We start from the raw sequence: 19223 nt of genomic DNA on the forward strand, positions 1-19223 counted from the left end.
CCCGCACAGGTGATGTGCAGCGGCCGGTTTGGCCTTTCGGTGCCGGGCGGGCGCTGCTAACGTGGCGCGGCCGGCGGGTTTTTCGCGATCGCCGGCCTCCTCGCCATGGCACCCGATGCGGCGCCAGAGCCCGGACAATCCCGAAAAATCCGCCCGGAGATAGCCCATGCCGATTACCACGCGCCGCATTCGTCACGACCTGAAGTTCCGCAGGACCACGGTTGTTTCCAATACCCGGATCACCCCGCAGATGGCGCGGATCGTGGTAAAGTCGCCGGAGTTGGAGGGATTCCAATGTCCCGGGTTCGACGATCACATCCGGCTGGCATTCCCGGAGCCGGGCCAGGCTCTGGATAAGCCGACGCCAGGTGAACGTGGGCTGGAATGGCCGAACGGGCGCCCGGAAACGCGGCAGTTCACGCCGCGCTTCTTCGATCCGGAGGCGCAGGAACTGACGCTGGATTTCGTGCTGCACGAGGTCGGCGTGGCGGGGCCGTGGGCGATGGATGCCAGGCCGGGCGATGAGCTGGGCGTTGGCGGGCCGCGCGGGTCCTTCCTGGTCGAGGGGCAGGCGGACTGGGAGCTGCTGATGGGCGACGGCACCGCGCTGCCGGCGATCGCGCGGCGGCTGGAGGCACTGCCTGCCGGTGCGAAAGCGCGCGCGGTTATCGAGGTGGCGGATGCCGCCGAGGAGCAGCAGATCGAGAGTGCCGCGGATGTCGAAATGGTCTGGCTTCACGCCGACAAGGGCGAGACACTTCAGGGCTATCTCGATACGCTGAGCCTGCCGGAGGGCGAAGGGTTCGTCTTTTTTGCCGCCGAGGCCGACGCGGTCAGCAAAGCGCGCGAGAAACTGGACGCGCTAGGCCATCCGGGTTCGCATCTGAAGGCATCGAATTACTGGCGCAAGGGCGAGGCCGACGCGCACGACCACTAGGTGCACCGGACGCTCGGGTTATTCAGTAGCAGTAGCCGCCGGGCCTAGCGCCCGGCGAACTCCACGGACCAGCGCGTCTGCGCTCCGGGCGGCGGCGGCGGGAATGGCGCCGCTCGGCGGATGTGGTTCATTGCGATCTGGTCCAGTTCAGCGCTGCCTGAGGACCGCGCGATGCCGACGGATCCCAGCCCGCCCGACGGCGTGATCGAGAACGAAACGAGCGCCACGCCCTGAAGGCGCGTGCGGTCTCGCCGCGTGCGGCTGATCTTGGACATGACCTTGTTGCCGTACTGCGCCGCGGCGCGGGCATTCGCGGCGGCCAGCGCACCGGCGCTGCTTCCGCTGCCATTGCTGGCATCCGGTCCCTCAGCCTGCCCTGTATCGCGGCCGCGCACGCCGTCCTCTGTCGCGTTGCCCGCGTTGCGCACGGGCTGTGGCGGCGGCGGGGTGGGCCGCGGAGGCGTCTCCTCAACACGCTCTGGCACCAGATCGTCTGGCCGGGGCGCCGGCGGCGGCGCTTGGGTGACCGCAAGTTCGGAGCCTTCGGTTTCGACCGCTTCGAGGGTCTCCACCGGTGTGGGTGTCACGGGTTCCGCCGTTTCGACCGGGACCGGCGGAGGCGTTTCGGTCACCGGCGTTTCCTCCGGCGGTTCGGTTGCCGGCGTGACCGGATTGATTGGGGCGGCCGGTGTCAGCGTGCTGCTCTCGACCATCGCCGTAACGACCGGTTCGGCGGTTTCGGTCAGGTGCGCGGCGGTAGCGGTGGTCGGCTCGGCCTCGGCCACTTCCTCTGGTTCCGGCTCAGGAGCTTCGATTGGGACTGGCGGTGGTGCTTCCGCGGCTTCAGTGACCTCTGCGGTCTCTGTTTCCACGACTTCGACCGTTTCGGTCTCGGTCGGCATCACGTCGGCCGCGGTTTCGGTCTCCACCGGCTCGGGCGATTCCACAGGCTCCGCCGGCTGTGTCTCCGTCACCTCTTCGGGCTCGGCGATTTCTTCGGTTTCCGCGGCTTCGGTGACTTCCACCTCCTCGGCCTCGGTTACCTCGGTCGGTTCGACTTCGGACGGCGTGCCGGTGACCATGTCGGCAAAGCTGTTGCCCAGCTTCGCCACACCGGCGGGCGCGCTGTCGAGCGGCGGGGGCGGCGCGGCGCTGACGGCGACCATGCCGCCGCCATGGATGGCGATAGAGGCGGCGAGAGCGCCGAAGGCTATGACGGGCGCGCGCTTCATTCGAGGCCCTTCTGGGTGATCAACCAGATGTCGCCCGCGCCCGCCGCGCGCAGTTCCCCGGCAAGCGAAAGCAATGTGCGGGCGGGAAGGTTGCGATCCGGGACGAGGCGCAGTTCGGTGGTTTCCTCGCCTTCCGCATCGGTTCCGGTTTCCGACTGCGCCACCACGCCGGCCACGTCGATGGGTTCCGAACGGTAGGACAGGCTGCCGTCGGGCAGCACGACGGCGGCATCCGGCGGCGCGCGACCCTCCAGTTCCGCGGTGTCCACCAGTTCCACGCGGTTGTCGAGCGGCGGCGCCAGCGCGCCCGCGATCATGAAGAAGATCAGCATCAGGAAGACGATGTTGATGAGCGCGATCGTCGGCTCGCCTTTCTGTCGCTGAGAGGGGCGGCGGAGCGGCATGGGACTACTCCAGCACCGTGACGTTCAGGTCGGGCAGACCACGCAGCGTCACCAGCAGTTCGATCAGTTGCTGCGAAGTCGTCTCGTCGTCCGCGATGGTGACGAGCACGGTCGCGTCCTCGCCGTCGCGCAGTTCTTGCAGCCGGTCCGCCAGCGCATCGATCTCAACAGGCTGACCGTTCACCGACATCTCTTCCGCGGACAGCCGCAGAAAGATCGGGGGCGTCGCGCTGGCGGCGGCAGGTGCGGCGGAGGCGCCGCCGGTGGTCAGCGGGATCTCGGCGAACTTGGTGAAGGTCGAACTCAGCATGAAAAACAGCAGCAGAAGAAAGATGACGTCGATCAGCGATGTCATCGAGACGGCGCGGCGGCGCTTGACTGCGCCTCTAATTGGCATGGGCGGCCAGCACGGCGCTTGCCGGGCGGCGGGGCGGCGTGGCGGTCTTTGCGACCGGGTGCGGGCAGAACACGGTCTCCACGGCAATCTCTGCAAGCGCGCGTTCGCGCGAGACGCGGGATTCAAGGAAGGTCAGCATCAGGCTGGTGGGCATCGACACGGCGAGTCCCGCCGCGGTGGTCATCAGAGCGACCCAGATGCCGCCGGCCAGTGTGGAAGGATCCACCGAAGAGCCGGCCTCCTGCAGAGCCTGGAAAGCGTCGATCATGCCGAGCACGGTACCGAACAGACCCAGAAGCGGTGCGATCTGCGCGATGGAATCGAGGATGCGGAAACCGCGTTCCAGCTTGTCGAGACGCAGGGCGGCCTCGGCTTCTACACGGGTCTTGGTTTCGGCGGACGGATTCTCGACCGCACGAAGCAGGATCGGGGCAAGGTGGCTGCGGCTGGCCTTCAGCTTTTCCCGCGCGGCCTTCAGGCGGCCGGCGTCGAGATCCTGCAGGGCCAGGCGGATGCGGCGATGCCGACCGACGCCCGAGGCGGCATAATGCCAGAGCTTGTAAAGGATCACCGCCAAGGAAAGGACGGACAGGACCAGCAGCAGCGCCACGACAGGGCCGCCGAGGTCCACGATGCCCTGAACACGGTCCTGCAGAAGGGTTGTCATTTCGCTCCAGTTCACCCGATCACCTCGACATCAGAGCGGGTGGAAAGTTCCAGCTTGTCGGTGCAGGTTGCCGGATCCAGCCCTTCGCCGTCGCAGGCCTGGATGCCATTGATCAGGACCTGTCCGAGATTGCCGCATTCAAGGCCCGGCACGTCGAACTGGCGCACGCGCGGGCGGCTGACAGGCAGGGTCTGCAGGTCGAACAGGGTCAGGCGTTCGACCACGCCGCCCTTGGTCAGCAGCACTGTTTCCAGAACCAGCTTGTCCACCTGTGTGCCGAGCCCGTTGGTGGCCATGAATGTCAGGCGGCAGGCGCCGTCCAGCGGTGCGGCGCTGTTCAGTTCCACGAACAGCGCGGGTGCGTCTTCGACCGCTTCCTGCGCCATGGCCTGACCGCCCGAAAAAGCCAGGGCAAACGCCGTGGCCAGGCAAATCGAATTCGTTCGGGATACACCCATGGGATCTCCGTATCTCTCTATGTCGGGACAAATGCGGCCGGGGCTGGATCGGCCGGCAACCGGTACGCGTGGCGTTCCCTTCTCGACGTGTCTGTCTGGTTCCGGCCGGCATCCGGCTTGCCCTGGGCGTCGTCAGAATCCGGCCGATCTCAGGTTGCATCGCATAAAATAGGCGACTAATCTAGTCAAGTAAGTCGTCCCGGTTTCGAGGCAGTGCCGATCCGGACGAAACCCAGCGATCCCAACGCTTTAGGGCCGGGAGCGAGTCAGGCGCCACAATGAAGTCGGGAAGGAATGCTGCGGATGGTTTCCACGGTGACAAGGAACGCGCGTCAATTGCGCAAGGTGCTGGCCGAAAACGACTCGATGCGTCCGCGTGATCTTGCCGCTGCGGTAGGTGTCAGTGAGGCGGATCTCGTCGCCGCGCAGGTGGGGCAGGAGGTGACGCGGATCGTTGCGTTGCCCGATGCTCTGATGCCGCGGCTGACGGCACTTGGCCCGGTGACGGCGCTGACCCGCAATGAAAGCGCGGTGAGTGAGAAGACCGGGGTTTACGACAATTACCGGCCGGGCGACCACGCGGCGATGGTGCTGAACGAGGCCATTGATCTGCGGATCTTTCCGCGATCCTGGGTGCATGGCTTCGCGGTGGAGAGGGAAACCGACAAGGGCATCCGCCGCAGCCTGCAGATCTTTGACGCGGCGGGCGATGCCGTACACAAGGTCATCTTGCCGCTGGACGCGGAGCCCGCGGGATGGCGCGCGCTGGTCGAAGCGGTGGCGACGGGTGACCCCTCGGACTACGTGGCGCTGGAACCCCGTAAACCGGTGGAGGCGGCGAAGGCCGATCCGTCGAAGGCAGAGACCCTGCGCAGGGAATGGGACCGGATGTCGGACTCGCATCAGTTCCTGCGCCTGGCGTCGAAGCTGAAAATGAACCGGCTGGGCGCCTATCGCATCGCCGGGAAACCCTATGTGCGGTTGCTGCAGCCAGAGGCGCTGGACCTTGCGCTGGAGGCACTGCAGGCGCAGGCGGTGCCCTGCATGCTGTTCGTCGGCAATCGCGGTTGCATCCAGATCCATTCGGGCCCGCTGCAAACGCTGAAGCGCATGGGCTCGTGGCAGAACGTGCTCGACCCCGACTTCAACCTGCACCTTCGGTTGGACCATGTGGCCGAGGTCTGGGCGGTCGACAAACCAACGCGCCGCGGCAAGGCGGTTTCCATCGAAGCCTTCGATGCACAGGGCGCGCTGATCCTGCAGCTGTTCGGGATGCGCAATGACAGCGTCGACCACTACCCGGCCTTTACCGAAATCGTTAACGGCCTGCCGGAAGGCACGGCAGAGGAGGCGCTGCAATGAACTCTGCCAGACCCGAACGGCTGCCGCTGCCAATCATCGTGTTCTTCTGTCTTGTCGGCCCGCTGATCGCCTTCGCGGCCAGTGCGGCGCCAGAGGACGTACCGCCCGGCAAGCGGCTTCTGGCCATCGGCGGTTCGATTACCGAGATCGTCTACGCGCTGGGCGAGCAGGATCGGCTTATCGCGCGAGACACCACATCGAGTTACCCGGCCGAGGCTCAGGATCTGCCTGATGTGGGGTACATGCGTGCGCTGTCGCCGGAGGGCGTGCTGTCGGTAAACCCGGATCTGATCCTCGCCGAGGATGGTAGCGGGCCGCCGGAAGCCATCGATGTGCTGCGCGCCGCAGATGTGGAGTTCGTGACGGTTCCGGAAGGCTATGACCGCGCCGCGATCCGGAAAAAGATCGAGACCGTGGCAGAAGCACTTGGCGTGCCGGAGAAGGGCGCGGTGCTGGCCGACAAGGTCGACGCGGCTCTGGCCGATGCGATGTCGGCGGCTGAAACCGAGACACCGAAGAAGGTGCTGTTCGTGTTGTCGACACAGGGAGGGCGGATCATGGCTTCCGGCACCAACACGGCCGCCGACGCGATCATCGGGCTGGCGGGCGGCGAGAACGCGATCACCGGGTTCGAGGGCTACAAGCCGTTGACCGACGAGGCTGTCATTACCGCCGCGCCGGATGTCATCCTGATGATGGCACGCGGCGATCACGCGACGGGCAACCTTTCGCTGCTGGCGATGCCGGCCATTGCCGCGACGCCCGCGGGCGTCTCTGCCAGTGTCGTGCGGATCGACGGGCTGCTGTTACTGGGCTTCGGCCCGCGCACGCCGGAGGCGGTGCGCCGCCTGAACGCGGCACTCTACGGGGAAGGCTGACCGGTGACAGTGGCGGAGGCGTCGGGCGGGGCCCAAATCCAGCGTACACAATCCCGGGCCGGCGACCGCAGGGCGCGGGCGCGGATCGTCATTTGCGGATTGGCCGTGCTGCTGGCCGTGGTCAGTGTGATCAGCCTCGGCACCGGGGCGACGGCGACCTCGCCCTGGCAGGTCCTGTCGATGCTGTTCAACGGCGAAGAGGTCAGTCTGCGCGAGTCGATCATCCTGTTCGACATCCGCCTGCCACGGCTGGCGCTGGGCATGCTGGTTGGCGCCTCACTGGCCGTATCCGGCGCGGTGATGCAGGGGCTGTTCCGCAATCCGCTGGCCGATCCGGGACTGGTGGGGATCAGCTCCGGCGCCGGACTGGGCGCGATCGGCGCCATCGTGCTGGGCGGCATGCTGCCCGCCTGGGTAGGGGCGTGGACCGGTACCTACCTGGTGCCGGTGGCGGCGTTCCTGGGCGGATGGATCACGACACTTCTGCTGTACCGCGTGTCCACACGGAACGGGCGGACATCGGTCGCGATGATGCTGCTGGCGGGAATCGCGCTGGGGGCGCTGGCGGGGGCGCTGTCGGGCATCCTCGTCTACATGGCTGACGACGCGCAATTGCGCGACCTGACGTTCTGGGGGCTGGGGTCGCTGGCCGGCGCGACGTGGACCAAGGTGCTGGCCGCGCTGCCGCTGATCGTTCTGGCCATGGCGGCGGCGCCGTTCCTGGCGAAGGCGCTGAACGCGCTGGCACTGGGCGAGGCGGCGGCCTCGCATCTGGGCATTCCGGTGCAGAGGATGAAGCGGATCGCGATTCTGACCGTGGCGGGGGCCACCGGCTCGGCGGTGGCCGTGTCGGGCGGCATAGGGTTCGTCGGGATCGTGGTGCCGCATCTGTTGCGACTGGCCATCGGGCCGGATCACCGCTACCTGCTGCCGGCCGCGGGCCTCCTGGGCGCGGCGCTTCTGATCGCTGCCGACATGGTGGCGCGCACCATCGTCGCCCCTGCGGAACTGCCCATAGGCATCGTGACGGCGGTGCTGGGCGGGCCGTTCTTCCTGTACATCCTGTTGCGCAACCGCGCCGTTCTGGAGGCGTGATGCTGACCGCCCGCGATATCACCGTTTCCCTGTCCGGGGTGCCGATCCTGAAAGGTGCCGGGTTCACCGCAAGGGCGCGCGAGCTGACGTGCATCGTCGGGCCGAACGGCTCCGGCAAGACAACGCTGCTTCGGGCGCTGACAGGTGAGCTTTCCTATGGCGGCGAGGTGCGGCTGGAGGGGCGTGACATGCGCGCGATGAAGGGGTGGGAGCTGGCCACCCGCCGTGGCGTGCTGCCCCAGGCGACACCGTTGGCCTTTCCCTTCACCGTGCTGGAAGTGCTGCGCATCGGCCTGCTTGCCGGGACCGATGCGGCGGAGGACGATCTGCCGGAACAGGCGCTCGCCCGGGTCGGTCTCGCCGGGTTCGAGGGACGGTTCTACCACGCGCTGTCGGGCGGCGAGCAGCAGCGGGTGCAGCTGGCGCGCGTGCTGCTGCAGGTCTGGCATCCGGTGGAGGATGGCAAGCCGCGCTGGCTGTTCCTGGACGAACCGGTGTCATCACTCGACATCGGCCACCAGCTGGAGGTGATGCAGATCGCCCGTGACTATGCCGATGCGGGCGGCGGGGTGGTGGCTGTGATGCACGAGCTGAACCTGACGGCGATGTTCGCCGACAGCGTTGCGCTGATTCACAAGGGCCGGACGATGTGCCAGGGCGCGCCGGCGGAGGTGCTGAAAGACGAAGTTCTTTCAGAGGCTTACGATTGTCGCGTCCGGGTGAACCGAACGCCCGAAGGCGTGCATGTGCCGTTCATCCTGCCGCAGGCCGCGGGCCCGATGCCGTAGGAACCGCCTCGACCTTTGCCGGTTTGTGCCGCTATAGGGGAATCCAGCCCGGCGGGGGAGACCGGGGCGGGAGGACCCGGCAGGATGCGCGATATCGACCTTGTCATTTTCGATTGCGACGGCGTGCTGATCGACAGCGAGACGATCAGCGCCCGCATGCTGATCGCTGAACTGGCGGAGCGTGGCATCGATCTCGACATGGATTACGTCGCGCGGCATTTCCTCGGGCGAAGCTACCCCGTGGTGCTGGCGACGGTCCGCAAGGATTTCGGCGTCGACCTGCCCGAGAGTTTCGAACCCGCCTATCGCCAGCGCCTGCTCGACGCCTTCGAGACAGAGCTGACGATCATGCCCGGCGTGGCCGATGTGATCCGCGCGCTGGACCGGCCCTACTGCCTTGCTACCAGCTCCAGCCCCGTGCGCGTGAAGCGGTCGCTGGAGATCGTCGGCCTGGACAGCGTCTTCGCCGGAAAGGTGACCACCGCGTCCGAGGTCGCCAATGGCAAGCCGGCGCCGGACCTTTTCCTTCGCGCCGCTGAAAAGATGGGCGCGCAGCCCGAGCGCTGCCTCGTCATCGAGGACAGCCTGATGGGCGTGCGCGCCGGGCTTGCGGCGGGGATGGTCGTATGGCGGTTCACCGGCGGCAGCCACCTGCAGGGGCGTGCGCTGGAGACGCCGGACGACGCCGTGCCGCACCGCGAATTTGCAAATTTCCGGGAATTCTTTCACTCTGACCTTCTTTCCGAAGGGACGGAGCCGCAGCGATGAACATGGCCGGGGACCGCGATCAGGAGGCGACGCCGCTCGACCTCGCGGCGCGGGCAGGCTGGCTGTACTACGTAGGCGGCAAGACCCAGGACCAGATCGCGAAGGAACTGGGCATCTCGCGGCAGCGGGCGCAGCGGATGGTCGCGCGGGCGATGGCCGACGGGCTGATCCGGGTGCGGATGGAACATCCGGTCTCGCATTGCCTTGCGCTGGAGGCGCGGCTGCGCGAACGGTTTTCGCTGAAGGTCTGCCGTGTCGCGCCCAGCCTGGGCGAGGGGGTCGACCCGGTGCATTCCATCGCGCCCTTCGCGGCGGCGGAAATGGAGCGCATCCTGTCCTCGTCAGAACCTCTGGTGATGGCGCTGGGAACCGGCCGGACGCTGCGCGCCACGATCGAGAACCTCAGCTCGATGGAATGCGAACAGCACAAACTGGTGTCCTTGAACGGGAACATCTCGCCGGACGGGTCGGCGTCCTTCTACGACGTGGTCATGCGGATCGCCGACAAGATCCGTGCGCCGCACTTTCCCATGCCGCTTCCGCAGATCGCCTCGTCGCCGGAGGAACGAGAGGTGTTCTACTCGCTGAAGCCGGTGCAGCAGGTGATGCGGCTGGCGCAGGGGGCGGGCGTGACCTTCGTCGGCATCGGCCAGATGAACGAGAACGCGCCGCTGCGGAAAGACGGATTCATGAGCGCCGGAGAACTGGCGCAGATGCAGGCGGCGGGTGCCGCGGGAGAGATCGCCGGCTGGGCCTATGACGCCGAGGGGCGGTACCTGGAGACGGGGACGAACCTGCGGGTCGCGGGCGTGCGGGTGGACCCTCCGGGGGAGAATCTGGTTGTCGGCGTTGCTGCGGGAACCGAGAAATTCGAAGGGCTTCAGGCCGCGCTGAAGGGCGGGCTGCTGAACGGGCTGGTGACCGACGAACCGACGGCCAAGGCGCTGCTTACCTAGCGGGACGCTTGTTCCGGCTCGTGGTTGTATGGGCAAACATCTGAAATTTAACAGGTTCTATGAATTGTGCGCTGCTTGCCATGCGTGGTGACGGCCGCAGGCGGGGCCTTTTCCAGACCCGTATCGTAACAACCGCAGCGCGCATTCCCGTTCGAAAGCGTTCTCAATCGGCCTAGAATTGCAGCATTCCGGCTTGACAAAATGCCGCGCCGGTGTGAGCATATGCTCACTGACTGAGTATATGCTCAGACGAATTGGGAGGATTCCATGACTGCTGAAACCCGTGCCCTGATGGGCGCGTGTGCTGTCGCCGCATTTGCCGCGACCGGCGCACTGGCCCAGGACACCACAATCACCATTGCCACGGTGAACAACGGCGACATGATCCGCATGCAGGGTCTGACCGACGAATTCACCGCCGAGCATCCCGACATCGCCGTCGAATGGGTGACGCTGGAAGAGAACGTTCTGCGCCAGCGCGTCACCACCGACATTTCGACCAGTGGCGGCCAGTTCGACGTGATGACCATAGGCACCTACGAGGTTCCGATCTGGGGCGCGCAGGGATGGCTGCAGCCGCTCGACGACATGCCCGACGATTGGGATGCCGACGATCTGCTGCCCGCGATCCGTGGCGGCCTGACCGTCGACGGCACGCTTTATGCCGCGCCGTTCTACGGTGAATCTTCCATGGTCATGTACCGCACCGACCTGATGGAAGCCGCGGGCCTCGAGATGCCCGACGCGCCGACTTGGGACTTCATCAAGGAAGCCGCGGCGGCAATGACCGACACGGATAACGAAGTCTACGGCATCTGCCTGCGCGGCAAGGCCGGCTGGGGCGAGAACATGGCGTTCCTCACCGCGATGTCGAACTCCTTCGGCGCGCGCTGGTTCGACGAGGACTGGGCGCCCCAGTTCGACACCGAAGCCTGGGCGAACACGGTGAACTTCTACCTCGACCTGATGAACAACTACGGTCCTCCGGGTGCCGCCAACAACGGCTTCAACGAGAACCTGGCGCTGTTCCAGCAGGGCAAGTGCGGCATGTGGATCGACGCCACCGTCGCCGCGTCCTTCGTGACCAATCCCGCCGACTCGACCGTGGCAGACAGCGTCGGTTTCGCGCTGGCTCCCGATAACGGGCTGGGCAAGCGCGGCAACTGGCTCTGGGCATGGTCGCTGGCCGTTCCCGCGGGCACCGATGCCGAGGAAGCCGCCAAGACCTTCGTCGCCTGGGCCACGTCCAAGGGCTATACCGAACTGGTCGCGGAAACCGAAGGCTGGGCCAACGTCCCGCCGGGCACCCGCCAGTCGCTCTACGACAACCCCGCGTACCAGGAGGCCGCGCCCTTCGCTGCGATGACCCTCGAGTCCATCAACGCGGCCGATCCGACCAACCCGACCGTGGATCCGGTGCCTTATACCGGCGTCCAGTTCGTGGCGATCCCGGAATTCCAGGGTCTCGGCACTCAGGTCGGTCAGGAGTTCTCTGCCGCACTTGCCGGCCAGCAATCCGCAGAAGAGGCGCTCGAAAGCGCCCAGGCGCTGGCCGAGGAAGAGATGGAAGCGGCGGGATACCGCTAACCCTCCCTGCAAGCTGGCGGTGGGGCCGGAGTTTCCGGCCCTGCCCACCCAAGACGGAAACCGATCCGTTCGTCCGGCCGTGACGCACGTTTCCCGCGACCGCGAAAGAGCGCCCCGAGGCGCCGGCATGCGGCCCCGTTTCCCGAGAACAAGCGCAACAACAAATGCGCGTTAGGGAGAGGACTGCCAGATGGCAACCCAGCATTCCAAATCCGCCGCCCGCGTGATGATCTCGCCGGCCGTGATCTTCCTGCTCGGCTGGATGATCGTGCCGCTGGTGATGACGATCTATTTCTCGTTCCTCGACTACCGGCCATTGCGCGGTGTCAAGGAATGCTGCGTCGGGTTCCAGAACTACGAACGCTTCGTCACCTCCAGTTCCTTCACCGAAAGCGTGATCACCACACTGATCATGGTCGGGGGCATCCTGCTGATCACCGTGATCGGGGGCATCCTGCTGGCGCTGCTGCTGGACCAGCCGTTCTGGGGACAGGGGATCGTCCGGATCCTCGTCATCGCCCCGTTCTTCGTGATGCCCACCGTCTCGGCGCTGGTCTGGAAGAACATGTTCATGAACCCGGTGAACGGGCTGTTCGCCTATCTCTTCAAGTTCCTGGGGCTGGAGCCATTCGACTTCCTCACACAGGCGCCGCTGTTCTCGATCATCCTGATCGTGTCATGGCAATGGCTTCCCTTCGCGACGCTGATCCTGCTGACCGCGACCCAGTCGCTGGACAGTGAACAATTGGAAGCCGCCGAAATGGACGGCGCGCCGGTGCTGTCACGGTTCTTCTACATCATCCTGCCGCACCTGGCGCGCGCGATCACCGTGGTGATCCTGATCCAGACGATCTTTCTTCTGTCGATCTTCGCCGAGATCTTCGTGACCACGAACGGCGCCTTCGGCACCCGCACACTGACCTACCTGGTCTACCAGCGCGTGCTTGAAAGCCAGAACATCGGGCTCGGCTCCGCCGGCGGCATCATCGCCGTCATCCTCGCCAACATCATCGCGATCTTCCTGATGCGGATCGTCGGCAAGAACCTGGATCGCTGAGGGAGGATCGGACAATGGCACGCGCAGTTACCACCCGCCGCAAGACGATCACCACCATCGTGGCCTGGGCCATCGGGATCCTGATCTTCTTCCCGATCCTCTGGACGATCCTGACCAGCTTCAAGACCGAGGCAGAGGCGATCGCCGATCCGCCGTCCTTCCTGTTCTTCAACTGGACGCTGGAGAACTACACGCTGGTGCAGGAGCGGTCGAACTACTTCCGGTTCTTGATGAACTCGGTGATCCTGTCGGTCGGTTCCACCCTGCTCGGCATCATCATCGCGGTCCCAGCGGCCTGGGCGATGGCCTTTGTGCCCGGACGGCGCACCAAGGATGTGCTGCTGTGGATGCTGTCGACCAAGATGCTGCCGGCGGTGGGCGTCCTGTTCCCGATCGTGCTGATCGCGCGGACGCTGAACATCTATGACAGCTACATCCTGCTGATCATGGTGCTGATGCTGATCAACCTGCCGATCATCGTCTGGATGCTCTACACCTATTTCCGGGAAATCCCGGGAGAGATCCTGGAGGCCGCCCGGATGGACGGCGCGGGAATGCGGGAAGAGATCCTTCACGTCCTGACGCCGATGGCGCTGCCGGGGATCGCCTCCACGGTGCTGCTCAACATCATCCTCGCATGGAACGAGGCGTTCTGGACGCTGAACCTGACAACGGTAAAGGCGGCGCCACTCACGGCATTCATCGCCTCCTACTCGAGCCCCGAGGGCCTGTTCTATGCCAAGCTCTCGGCGGCCTCGACCATGGCCATCGCGCCGATCCTCATCCTCGGCTGGTTCAGCCAGAAACAACTGGTCCGCGGCCTGACGTTCGGCGCGGTGAAATAAGGGGACAGACCTATGGGAAGCATAACCCTCAACCAGGTGACCAAAAGCTTCGGAGAAGTACAGGTCATCCCGCCGCTGGATCTGGAAATCAACGACGGAGAGTTCGTGGTCTTCGTCGGGCCTTCGGGCTGCGGGAAGTCGACGCTGCTGCGGCTGATCGCGGGGCTGGAAGACGTAAGTTCCGGCATGATCGCGATCGACGGGAACGATGCCACGCAGGTGCCACCGGCGAAACGCGGGCTGGCGATGGTGTTCCAGTCCTACGCGCTCTACCCGCATATGTCGGTCAGGAAGAACATCGCCTTTCCGATGAAGATGGCGGGCGTGCCGCAGGAAGAGCAGGAAAAGCGCATTACCAACGCGGCGAAGGTGCTGAACCTGACCGACTATCTCGAAAGGCGTCCGGGTCAGCTTTCGGGCGGGCAGCGGCAGCGGGTCGCCATCGGCCGCGCCATCGTGCGCGAACCGGCGGCGTTCCTGTTCGACGAACCGCTGTCGAACCTCGACGCGGCGCTGCGGGTGAACATGCGGCTGGAGATTTCCGAGCTGCACAACACGCTCGAAACGACAATGATCTACGTGACCCACGATCAGGTCGAGGCAATGACCATGGCCGACAAGATCGTGGTTCTGCATGCAGGCGTGATCGAGCAGGTGGGCTCGCCGCTGGAACTCTACAACAACCCGAGAAACGAGTTCGTGGCCGGCTTCATCGGGTCGCCCAAGATGAACCTGATCAAGGGCGAGGAAGCGGCGAAGCGCAACGCGGCGACCATCGGGATACGGCCGGAGCATATCGGCCTGTCCACGACGGATGGCGCGTGGCAGGGCAAGGTGGGCGTGGCAGAGCATCTGGGCTCCGACACGTTCATCCACGTTCACGTGCCGGAATTCACCGAACCTCTGACAGTTCGCGCAAGCGGCGAGTTCAGCGTGCGGCACGGCGACACGGTCTATTGCACCCCGGACGAATCCAAGCTTCACAAGTTCGACGCGAAAGGCCTGAGGATGACATGAAGCGACTGGAAGATAAGACTGCCCTGATAACCGGTGCCGCGCGCGGCATCGGTTATTCTTTTGCCGAAGCCTATGTGCGCGAAGGCGCGCGGGTCGCCATCGGCGACATCAACATCGCGCGCGCCCGCGAGGCGGCGGAAGGGCTGGGCGAGGCGGCGATTGCCGTCGAGATGGACGTGACCGATCAGGCCAGCATCGACCGCGCGGTGGCCGGGACGGTGGCCGAGTTCGGCCATATAGACATCCTGGTCAACAACGCCGCGCTGTTCACCGCAGCCCCCATCGTCGAGATCACGCGCGAAGATTATCAGCGAGTGTTCGACATCAACGTGGCCGGCGTTCTGTTCACCATGCAGGCCGTTGCGAAACACATGATAGAGCGCGGCAAGGGCGGTAAGATCATCAACATGGCCAGCCAGGCCGGGCGCCGGGGCGAGCCGCTGGTGGCCGTCTATTGCGCGACCAAGGCGGCGGTGATCTCGCTGACGCAGTCTGCCGGGCTGAACCTGATCGAACACGGCATCAACGTGAACGCCATCGCTCCCGGCGTTGTGGACGGCGAACACTGGGATGGCGTCGATGCGTTCTTCGCCAAATACGAAGGCAAGGCGCCCGGTCAGAAGAAGAAGGAAGTCGGCGGGGCCGTGCCCTATGGCCGGATGGGCAAGCCCGAGGATCTGACCGGTATGGCGGTCTTCCTCGCCTCGCCCGAGGCCGATTACATCGTCGCGCAGTGCTACAATGTCGACGGCGGCCAGTGGATGAGCTGATAGCGGCCACGCGCTAGGACCACCCGTGCCCTATGGCCGCAGGTCCCAGGTGCGGGGCGGTCAGAGCTTGCCCGCAAACCGGCCTTTGGATATGCCCCCCTCCACGAGAGGGAGTGGCCGATGGCGCGGAACAGCGAAGGTCAGGAAGAGCGGGAAAAGTCCCGGCGGGTCGGCGCGCTGGCGGGCCTCTGGCCCTTCATGCGCCCCTATCGTGGCCTGATCATTGCCGCGGTCGGCGCCCTGATCCTGACTGCGATGGTGTCCCTGACCCTGCCTGTGGCCGTGCGGCGGGTCGTCGATGGGTTCGAAACCTCGGCGGAACAACTCCTCGACAGCTATTTCCTTGCAGCCCTCGGCATTGCCGGACTGCTCGCCGTGGGCACCGGCCTGCGTTATTACCTCGTGACGCGGCTGGGGGAACGGGTCGTGGCCGATATCCGCAAGGCGGTGTTCGACCGGATGATCGGCATGTCGCCGGCCTTCTACGAAAAGATCATGACCGGCGAGGTGCTTAGTCGCATCACCACCGATACGACACTGATCCTGTCGGTGATCGGTTCTTCGGTCTCCGTCGCCTTGCGAAACGTGCTGCTGCTTATCGGCGGCCTGATCCTGCTGTTGCTGACCTCGGCCAAGCTGACCGCGATGGTTCTGATGATCGTGCCAGCGGTGATCATTCCCATCGTGTTCCTCGGCCGCCGCCTGCGCCGGCTGAGCCGCGAAAACCAGGACTGGATCGCCAGTTCCTCGGGCAGCGCCTCCGAGGCGCTGTCGTCTGTGCAGACGGTGCAGGCCTTTACCAATGAAGCGGCGACGCGGGCGAGCTTTGCCGATGTCACGGAACGGTCCTTCGTTTCGGCCAAGAAACGGATCGGAACGCGCGCGGTGATGACGGTGATCGTGATCGCGCTGATCTTTTCCGGTGTCGTCGGCGTGCTGTGGATTGGCGCCCGTGACGTGCGCGCGGATCTGATGTCCGTCGGCGAACTGGTGCAATTCGTCATCTACGCCGTACTGGTCGCCGGTGCGACCGGCGCGCTGTCGGAAATCTGGGGTGAACTGCAACGCGCGGCTGGCGCAACGGAACGGCTGGTGGAACTGCTGAACACCGAGGACAGCGTTAAGGATCCGGCGAAACCGCTGCCACTTCCCGCCGCCTGCACGGGTGCAATCACGTTCGAGAACGTCGTGTTCCACTACCCGGCCCGGCCCGACGTCGCGGCGCTGAACGGCATTTCCGTCGACATCGCGCCGGGAGAAACGGTGGCGCTGGTCGGACCCTCCGGCGCGGGCAAGTCCACCATCATCCAGCTGCTCCTGCGCTTCTACGACCCGCAATCCGGCGTGATCCGGATCGACGGCATGGCGCTGCCGGACATGGCGCGCGCCGATTTCCGCCGCGCCATCGCGCTGGTGCCGCAGGACCCCGTGATCTTCGCCGACACCGCGCGCGAGAACATCCGTTTCGGCCGTCCCGACGCCACCGACGCCGAGGTCGAGGCCGCCGCCCGCGCAGCCGCCGCCGACGAGTTCCTGCGGGCGCTGCCCGAAGGGTGCGACTCCTACGTCGGCGAGCGCGGCGTAATGCTGTCGGGCGGTCAGAAACAGCGCATCGCCATCGCCCGCGCGATCCTGCGCGACGCGCCGATCCTGCTGCTGGACGAGGCGACCTCGGCGCTCGACGCCGAAAGCGAGCGGCTGGTGCAGCAGGCGGTGGAAAAGCTCAGCGAGGACCGCACGACGCTGATCGTGGCGCACCGGCTGGCGACGGTGAAGAAGGCCGACCGCATCCTCGTCTTCGACCAGGGCCGCATCGTCGCCGAGGGAAGCCATGCCGAGCTGGTGTCTCAGGGCGGGCTTTACGCCCGGCTGGCACGGCTGCAGTTCACCGAGGGTGTCGCGGCGGAATAGGCGGTTCCGTTGTGTCACGGATCTGCCCAACCCCTTGATCAGCCTTGCGTGGCGCCGGAAATCCGCACATTTATGGGTTAAAACGTGCCACGGGCCGGGCCGAAACCCGGGGGAGGAAAAATGGGCAAGCGAGTGTACAGGTCCGCCGCAGACCGCGACGCGATCCAGTCGGAGAAGTCGTGGGCCGAGCGCAACAACCCGGTCACGATCTATCAGCTACTCAGCGGCACAGCCGGCAGGTTCCCGGATCGCAACGCCTTTACCTTCCAGATGTTCGCCGATCCCGGTGCGAAAGCCGAGACGCTGAGCTGGGCTGAGCTCAAGGATCAGGTCGGGCGCGCCGCCAACCTGTTCCGCTCGCTCGGCGTCGGCGAAAACGATGTCGTCGCGCTGATCCTGCCGAACTGCACCGAGACATTCGTGGCACTCTGGGGTGCGCAGGTCGCCGGCATCGCCGCGCCGATCAACCCGCTTCTCGACGCGGAACAGATCGCATCCGTCCTGCGCGAGACTGGCGCTAAGGTGCTGGTGACCTTGCGCAGCTTCCCCCACACCGACGTGGCGCAGAAGGCGGCAAGGGCGCTGCGGGACGCGCCCGGCGTGAAGACCGTGATCGAGATCGATCTGCTGCGCTATCTGAGTTTCCCCAAAAGCTGGATCGTCCCGCTGATCCGGCCGAAGGTCGGGACCGAAAGGCAGATCCCGGTGCTCAACTGGCACAGCGAACTTCCGCGTCATGGCGCTGAACTGACCTTCGAGGACGCGAACCGCGACCGCGTTACCGCCTATTTTCACACCGGCGGAACCACCGGGATGCCAAAGGTGGCGCAGCATCTGCAATCGGGGTTCATGTACAACGGCTGGCTAGCGGACCGGCTGTTGCTGACCGAAGAAGACACGCTGATCTGCCCATTGCCGTTCTTCCATGTCTTTGCGGCGGTGGTCGTGGGCTCGGCGGTCCTGACCTCGGGCGCGCATGTCTTCTGCCCGACGCCCGCGGGGTATCGCGGCGATGGCGTGTTCGACAACTTCTGGAAGCTGATCGAGCGCTGGAAGGTCACCTTCGTCCTGACCGTTCCGACCGCGCTCTCTGCGCTGATGCAGCGCCCGGTAAACGCCGACATTTCCTCGCTGCAGATGGCCTTCTCCGGCTCCGCGCCGCTGCCGATCGAGCTGTTCAACCGCTGCTCCAAGGCGACGGACGTGAACATCGTCGAAGGCTACGGCCTGACCGAGGCGACCTGCCTTGTCGCGGTGAACCCCCCGGATGGCGAAAAGAAGATCGGTTCTGTCGGTGTGCCGCTGCCCTACACCGACGTGCGCATCCTGCAATGCGACGAGGACGGCAATGTGCTGAAGGAGATGGGCACGGATGAGATCGGCGAGATCTGCGTGTCGAATCCGGGCGTCTATCCGGGCAACACCTACCTCGAACCGCCCCGGAACAAGGGCCTGTTCGCCGACGGTAAGTGGCTGCGCACCGGCGATCTGGGGCGGCTCGATCCGGACGGTTACCTGTTCATTACCGGCCGGGCCAAGGACATCATCATCCGCGGCGGGCACAATATCGATCCGGCCGAGATCGAGGAGGCGCTGGTGGGGCACGATGCGGTGGCCTTCGCGGGCGCCATCGGCCAGCCGGACGCCTTCGCCGGCGAGCTGCCCTGCGCCTATGTCGAATTGGTCGACGGCAAGACCGCGGAGATCGAGGAACTGCTCGAATTCGCGAGCAAGCGCATCCACGAACGCGCCGCGCGGCCGAAATACCTCGAGATCCTGCCGGAGCTGCCGAAGACGGCTGTGGGCAAGGTGTTCAAGCCCGATCTGCGCCGGATGGCGATCAAGCGCGTCTACAACGAGGCGCTGGCGGCAAAGAGTTTGGCGGCGGAAGTGGTAGAAGTGGCCGAAGACAAGAAGCGCGGTCTGGTCGCCAAGCTGGAACGCCGGGGTGAGGTGGATGCCGAGGCGGTTGGGCACTGCCTTGGAGAGTTCGCGCGTCCCTGGGACTGGAAGTGACCGCTGTCGGTCCGGATACTCTGAAATAGTAAGGGCCGTTTGTCCTTGCCCGAACTTGGCATGTGGCTAATCTCCGGC

Annotated in this window: 19 protein-coding genes; 14 read left to right on the plus strand and 5 right to left on the minus strand. The window is 65.5% G+C overall.

Features of this window, described 5'->3' with window-relative positions; genetic code table 11:
* The first annotated feature begins 166 nt into the window (after nt 1-166).
* Complete coding sequence (locus HCO70_RS02380; RefSeq protein ID WP_172292708.1) at nt 167-937, plus strand: siderophore-interacting protein; 771 nt, start codon at nt 167-169, stop codon at nt 935-937.
* 44 nt (nt 938-981) lie between these two features.
* Here the strand turns inward: HCO70_RS02380 and HCO70_RS02385 are convergent, their stop codons facing one another.
* Genes HCO70_RS02385 through HCO70_RS02405 form a run of 5 tightly spaced genes read right to left on the minus strand, consistent with a single transcriptional unit; the run spans nt 982 to nt 4095 of the window.
* Entirely contained in the window at nt 982-2169 is a 1188-nt protein-coding gene (locus HCO70_RS02385) for an energy transducer TonB (protein WP_172292710.1), read from the minus strand.
* Complete coding sequence (locus HCO70_RS02390) at nt 2166-2573, minus strand: biopolymer transporter ExbD (protein ID WP_172292712.1); 408 nt, start codon at nt 2571-2573, stop codon at nt 2166-2168. Before HCO70_RS02390 ends, HCO70_RS02385 begins: the two co-directional genes overlap by 4 nt.
* A gap of 4 nt (nt 2574-2577) precedes the next feature.
* Nucleotides 2578-2928 carry a biopolymer transporter ExbD gene (locus tag HCO70_RS02395; protein WP_172296084.1) on the minus strand — a complete coding sequence of 117 codons (351 nt, stop codon included), beginning with the start codon at nt 2926-2928 and terminating at the stop codon, nt 2578-2580.
* A 31-nt stretch (nt 2929-2959) separates the two neighbouring features.
* Nucleotides 2960-3637, minus strand: coding sequence for a MotA/TolQ/ExbB proton channel family protein (locus HCO70_RS02400; protein ID WP_172292714.1), 678 nt, complete (start codon nt 3635-3637; stop codon nt 2960-2962).
* 11 nt (nt 3638-3648) lie between these two features.
* Nucleotides 3649-4095: a hypothetical protein gene (locus HCO70_RS02405; RefSeq protein WP_253913093.1), complete on the minus strand. Its 447-nt coding sequence runs from the start codon at nt 4093-4095 to the stop codon at nt 3649-3651.
* A gap of 303 nt (nt 4096-4398) precedes the next feature.
* Between HCO70_RS02405 and HCO70_RS02410 the strand changes: the two genes are divergently transcribed.
* The 13 genes from HCO70_RS02410 (at nt 4399) to HCO70_RS02470 (ending at nt 19145) form a co-directional block, all read left to right on the plus strand.
* Nucleotides 4399-5457 carry a hemin-degrading factor gene (locus HCO70_RS02410; RefSeq protein ID WP_371742146.1) on the plus strand — a complete coding sequence of 353 codons (1059 nt, stop codon included), beginning with the start codon at nt 4399-4401 and terminating at the stop codon, nt 5455-5457.
* A complete protein-coding gene (locus HCO70_RS02415; RefSeq protein WP_172292718.1) occupies nt 5454-6335 on the plus strand; it encodes a hemin ABC transporter substrate-binding protein in 882 nt (293 codons plus the stop codon). The genes HCO70_RS02410 and HCO70_RS02415 overlap by 4 nt, the downstream gene beginning before the upstream one ends.
* A 3-nt stretch (nt 6336-6338) precedes the next feature.
* Nucleotides 6339-7430 carry an iron ABC transporter permease gene (locus HCO70_RS02420; RefSeq protein WP_172292720.1) on the plus strand — a complete coding sequence of 364 codons (1092 nt, stop codon included), beginning with the start codon at nt 6339-6341 and terminating at the stop codon, nt 7428-7430.
* The gene (locus HCO70_RS02425; protein WP_172292722.1) at nt 7430-8218 is read left to right on the plus strand and encodes a heme ABC transporter ATP-binding protein; all 789 of its coding nucleotides are present in this window, start codon (nt 7430-7432) and stop codon (nt 8216-8218) included. The genes HCO70_RS02420 and HCO70_RS02425 overlap by 1 nt, the downstream gene beginning before the upstream one ends.
* 84 nt (nt 8219-8302) lie before the next feature.
* Nucleotides 8303-8986, plus strand: a complete 684-nt coding sequence (locus HCO70_RS02430; protein ID WP_172292724.1) for an HAD family phosphatase — start codon at nt 8303-8305, stop codon at nt 8984-8986.
* Nucleotides 8987-8988: 2 nt separating this feature from the next.
* Nucleotides 8989-9942 (plus strand): sugar-binding transcriptional regulator, encoded by a 954-nt coding sequence (locus tag HCO70_RS02435; RefSeq protein WP_172296088.1) that lies wholly within the window; start codon nt 8989-8991, stop codon nt 9940-9942.
* A 267-nt stretch (nt 9943-10209) separates the two neighbouring features.
* Complete coding sequence (locus tag HCO70_RS02440; RefSeq protein WP_172292726.1) at nt 10210-11529, plus strand: sugar ABC transporter substrate-binding protein; 1320 nt, start codon at nt 10210-10212, stop codon at nt 11527-11529.
* A gap of 190 nt (nt 11530-11719) precedes the next feature.
* On the plus strand, nt 11720-12586 hold the full coding sequence (locus HCO70_RS02445) for a carbohydrate ABC transporter permease (protein WP_172292728.1): 867 nt from the start codon (nt 11720-11722) through the stop codon (nt 12584-12586).
* Nucleotides 12587-12600: 14 nt separating this feature from the next.
* Nucleotides 12601-13431 (plus strand): carbohydrate ABC transporter permease, encoded by an 831-nt coding sequence (locus HCO70_RS02450; protein WP_172292730.1) that lies wholly within the window; start codon nt 12601-12603, stop codon nt 13429-13431.
* A 12-nt stretch (nt 13432-13443) separates the two neighbouring features.
* On the plus strand, nt 13444-14448 hold the full coding sequence (locus tag HCO70_RS02455) for an ABC transporter ATP-binding protein (protein WP_172292732.1): 1005 nt from the start codon (nt 13444-13446) through the stop codon (nt 14446-14448).
* The gene (locus tag HCO70_RS02460; RefSeq protein WP_172292734.1) at nt 14445-15218 is read left to right on the plus strand and encodes an L-iditol 2-dehydrogenase; all 774 of its coding nucleotides are present in this window, start codon (nt 14445-14447) and stop codon (nt 15216-15218) included. Before HCO70_RS02455 ends, HCO70_RS02460 begins: the two co-directional genes overlap by 4 nt.
* A 120-nt stretch (nt 15219-15338) precedes the next feature.
* Entirely contained in the window at nt 15339-17129 is a 1791-nt protein-coding gene (locus tag HCO70_RS02465) for an ABC transporter transmembrane domain-containing protein (RefSeq protein ID WP_172292736.1), read from the plus strand.
* A gap of 120 nt (nt 17130-17249) precedes the next feature.
* Nucleotides 17250-19145 (plus strand): acyl-CoA synthetase, encoded by a 1896-nt coding sequence (locus HCO70_RS02470; RefSeq protein WP_172292738.1) that lies wholly within the window; start codon nt 17250-17252, stop codon nt 19143-19145.
* The last annotated feature ends 78 nt before the right edge of the window (nt 19146-19223 follow it).

This window comes from Pseudoruegeria sp. HB172150 (assembly GCF_013184805.1).
Classification (GTDB): domain Bacteria; phylum Pseudomonadota; class Alphaproteobacteria; order Rhodobacterales; family Rhodobacteraceae; genus Psychromarinibacter.

Coding starts and splice junctions, on each gene's coding strand:
- HCO70_RS02380 (WP_172292708.1), top strand. CDS start 167: ATGCCGATTACCACGCGCCGCATTCGTCACGACCTGAAGTTCCGCAGG.
- HCO70_RS02385 (WP_172292710.1), bottom strand. CDS start 2,169: ATGAAGCGCGCGCCCGTCATAGCCTTCGGCGCTCTCGCCGCCTCTATC.
- HCO70_RS02390 (WP_172292712.1), bottom strand. CDS start 2,573: ATGCCGCTCCGCCGCCCCTCTCAGCGACAGAAAGGCGAGCCGACGATC.
- HCO70_RS02395 (WP_172296084.1), bottom strand. CDS start 2,928: ATGACATCGCTGATCGACGTCATCTTTCTTCTGCTGCTGTTTTTCATG.
- HCO70_RS02400 (WP_172292714.1), bottom strand. CDS start 3,637: ATGACAACCCTTCTGCAGGACCGTGTTCAGGGCATCGTGGACCTCGGC.
- HCO70_RS02405 (WP_253913093.1), bottom strand. CDS start 4,095: ATGGGTGTATCCCGAACGAATTCGATTTGCCTGGCCACGGCGTTTGCC.
- HCO70_RS02410 (WP_371742146.1), top strand. CDS start 4,399: ATGGTTTCCACGGTGACAAGGAACGCGCGTCAATTGCGCAAGGTGCTG.
- HCO70_RS02415 (WP_172292718.1), top strand. CDS start 5,454: ATGAACTCTGCCAGACCCGAACGGCTGCCGCTGCCAATCATCGTGTTC.
- HCO70_RS02425 (WP_172292722.1), top strand. CDS start 7,430: ATGCTGACCGCCCGCGATATCACCGTTTCCCTGTCCGGGGTGCCGATC.
- HCO70_RS02430 (WP_172292724.1), top strand. CDS start 8,303: ATGCGCGATATCGACCTTGTCATTTTCGATTGCGACGGCGTGCTGATC.
- HCO70_RS02435 (WP_172296088.1), top strand. CDS start 8,989: ATGGCCGGGGACCGCGATCAGGAGGCGACGCCGCTCGACCTCGCGGCG.
- HCO70_RS02440 (WP_172292726.1), top strand. CDS start 10,210: ATGACTGCTGAAACCCGTGCCCTGATGGGCGCGTGTGCTGTCGCCGCA.
- HCO70_RS02445 (WP_172292728.1), top strand. CDS start 11,720: ATGGCAACCCAGCATTCCAAATCCGCCGCCCGCGTGATGATCTCGCCG.
- HCO70_RS02450 (WP_172292730.1), top strand. CDS start 12,601: ATGGCACGCGCAGTTACCACCCGCCGCAAGACGATCACCACCATCGTG.
- HCO70_RS02455 (WP_172292732.1), top strand. CDS start 13,444: ATGGGAAGCATAACCCTCAACCAGGTGACCAAAAGCTTCGGAGAAGTA.
- HCO70_RS02460 (WP_172292734.1), top strand. CDS start 14,445: ATGAAGCGACTGGAAGATAAGACTGCCCTGATAACCGGTGCCGCGCGC.
- HCO70_RS02465 (WP_172292736.1), top strand. CDS start 15,339: ATGGCGCGGAACAGCGAAGGTCAGGAAGAGCGGGAAAAGTCCCGGCGG.
- HCO70_RS02470 (WP_172292738.1), top strand. CDS start 17,250: ATGGGCAAGCGAGTGTACAGGTCCGCCGCAGACCGCGACGCGATCCAG.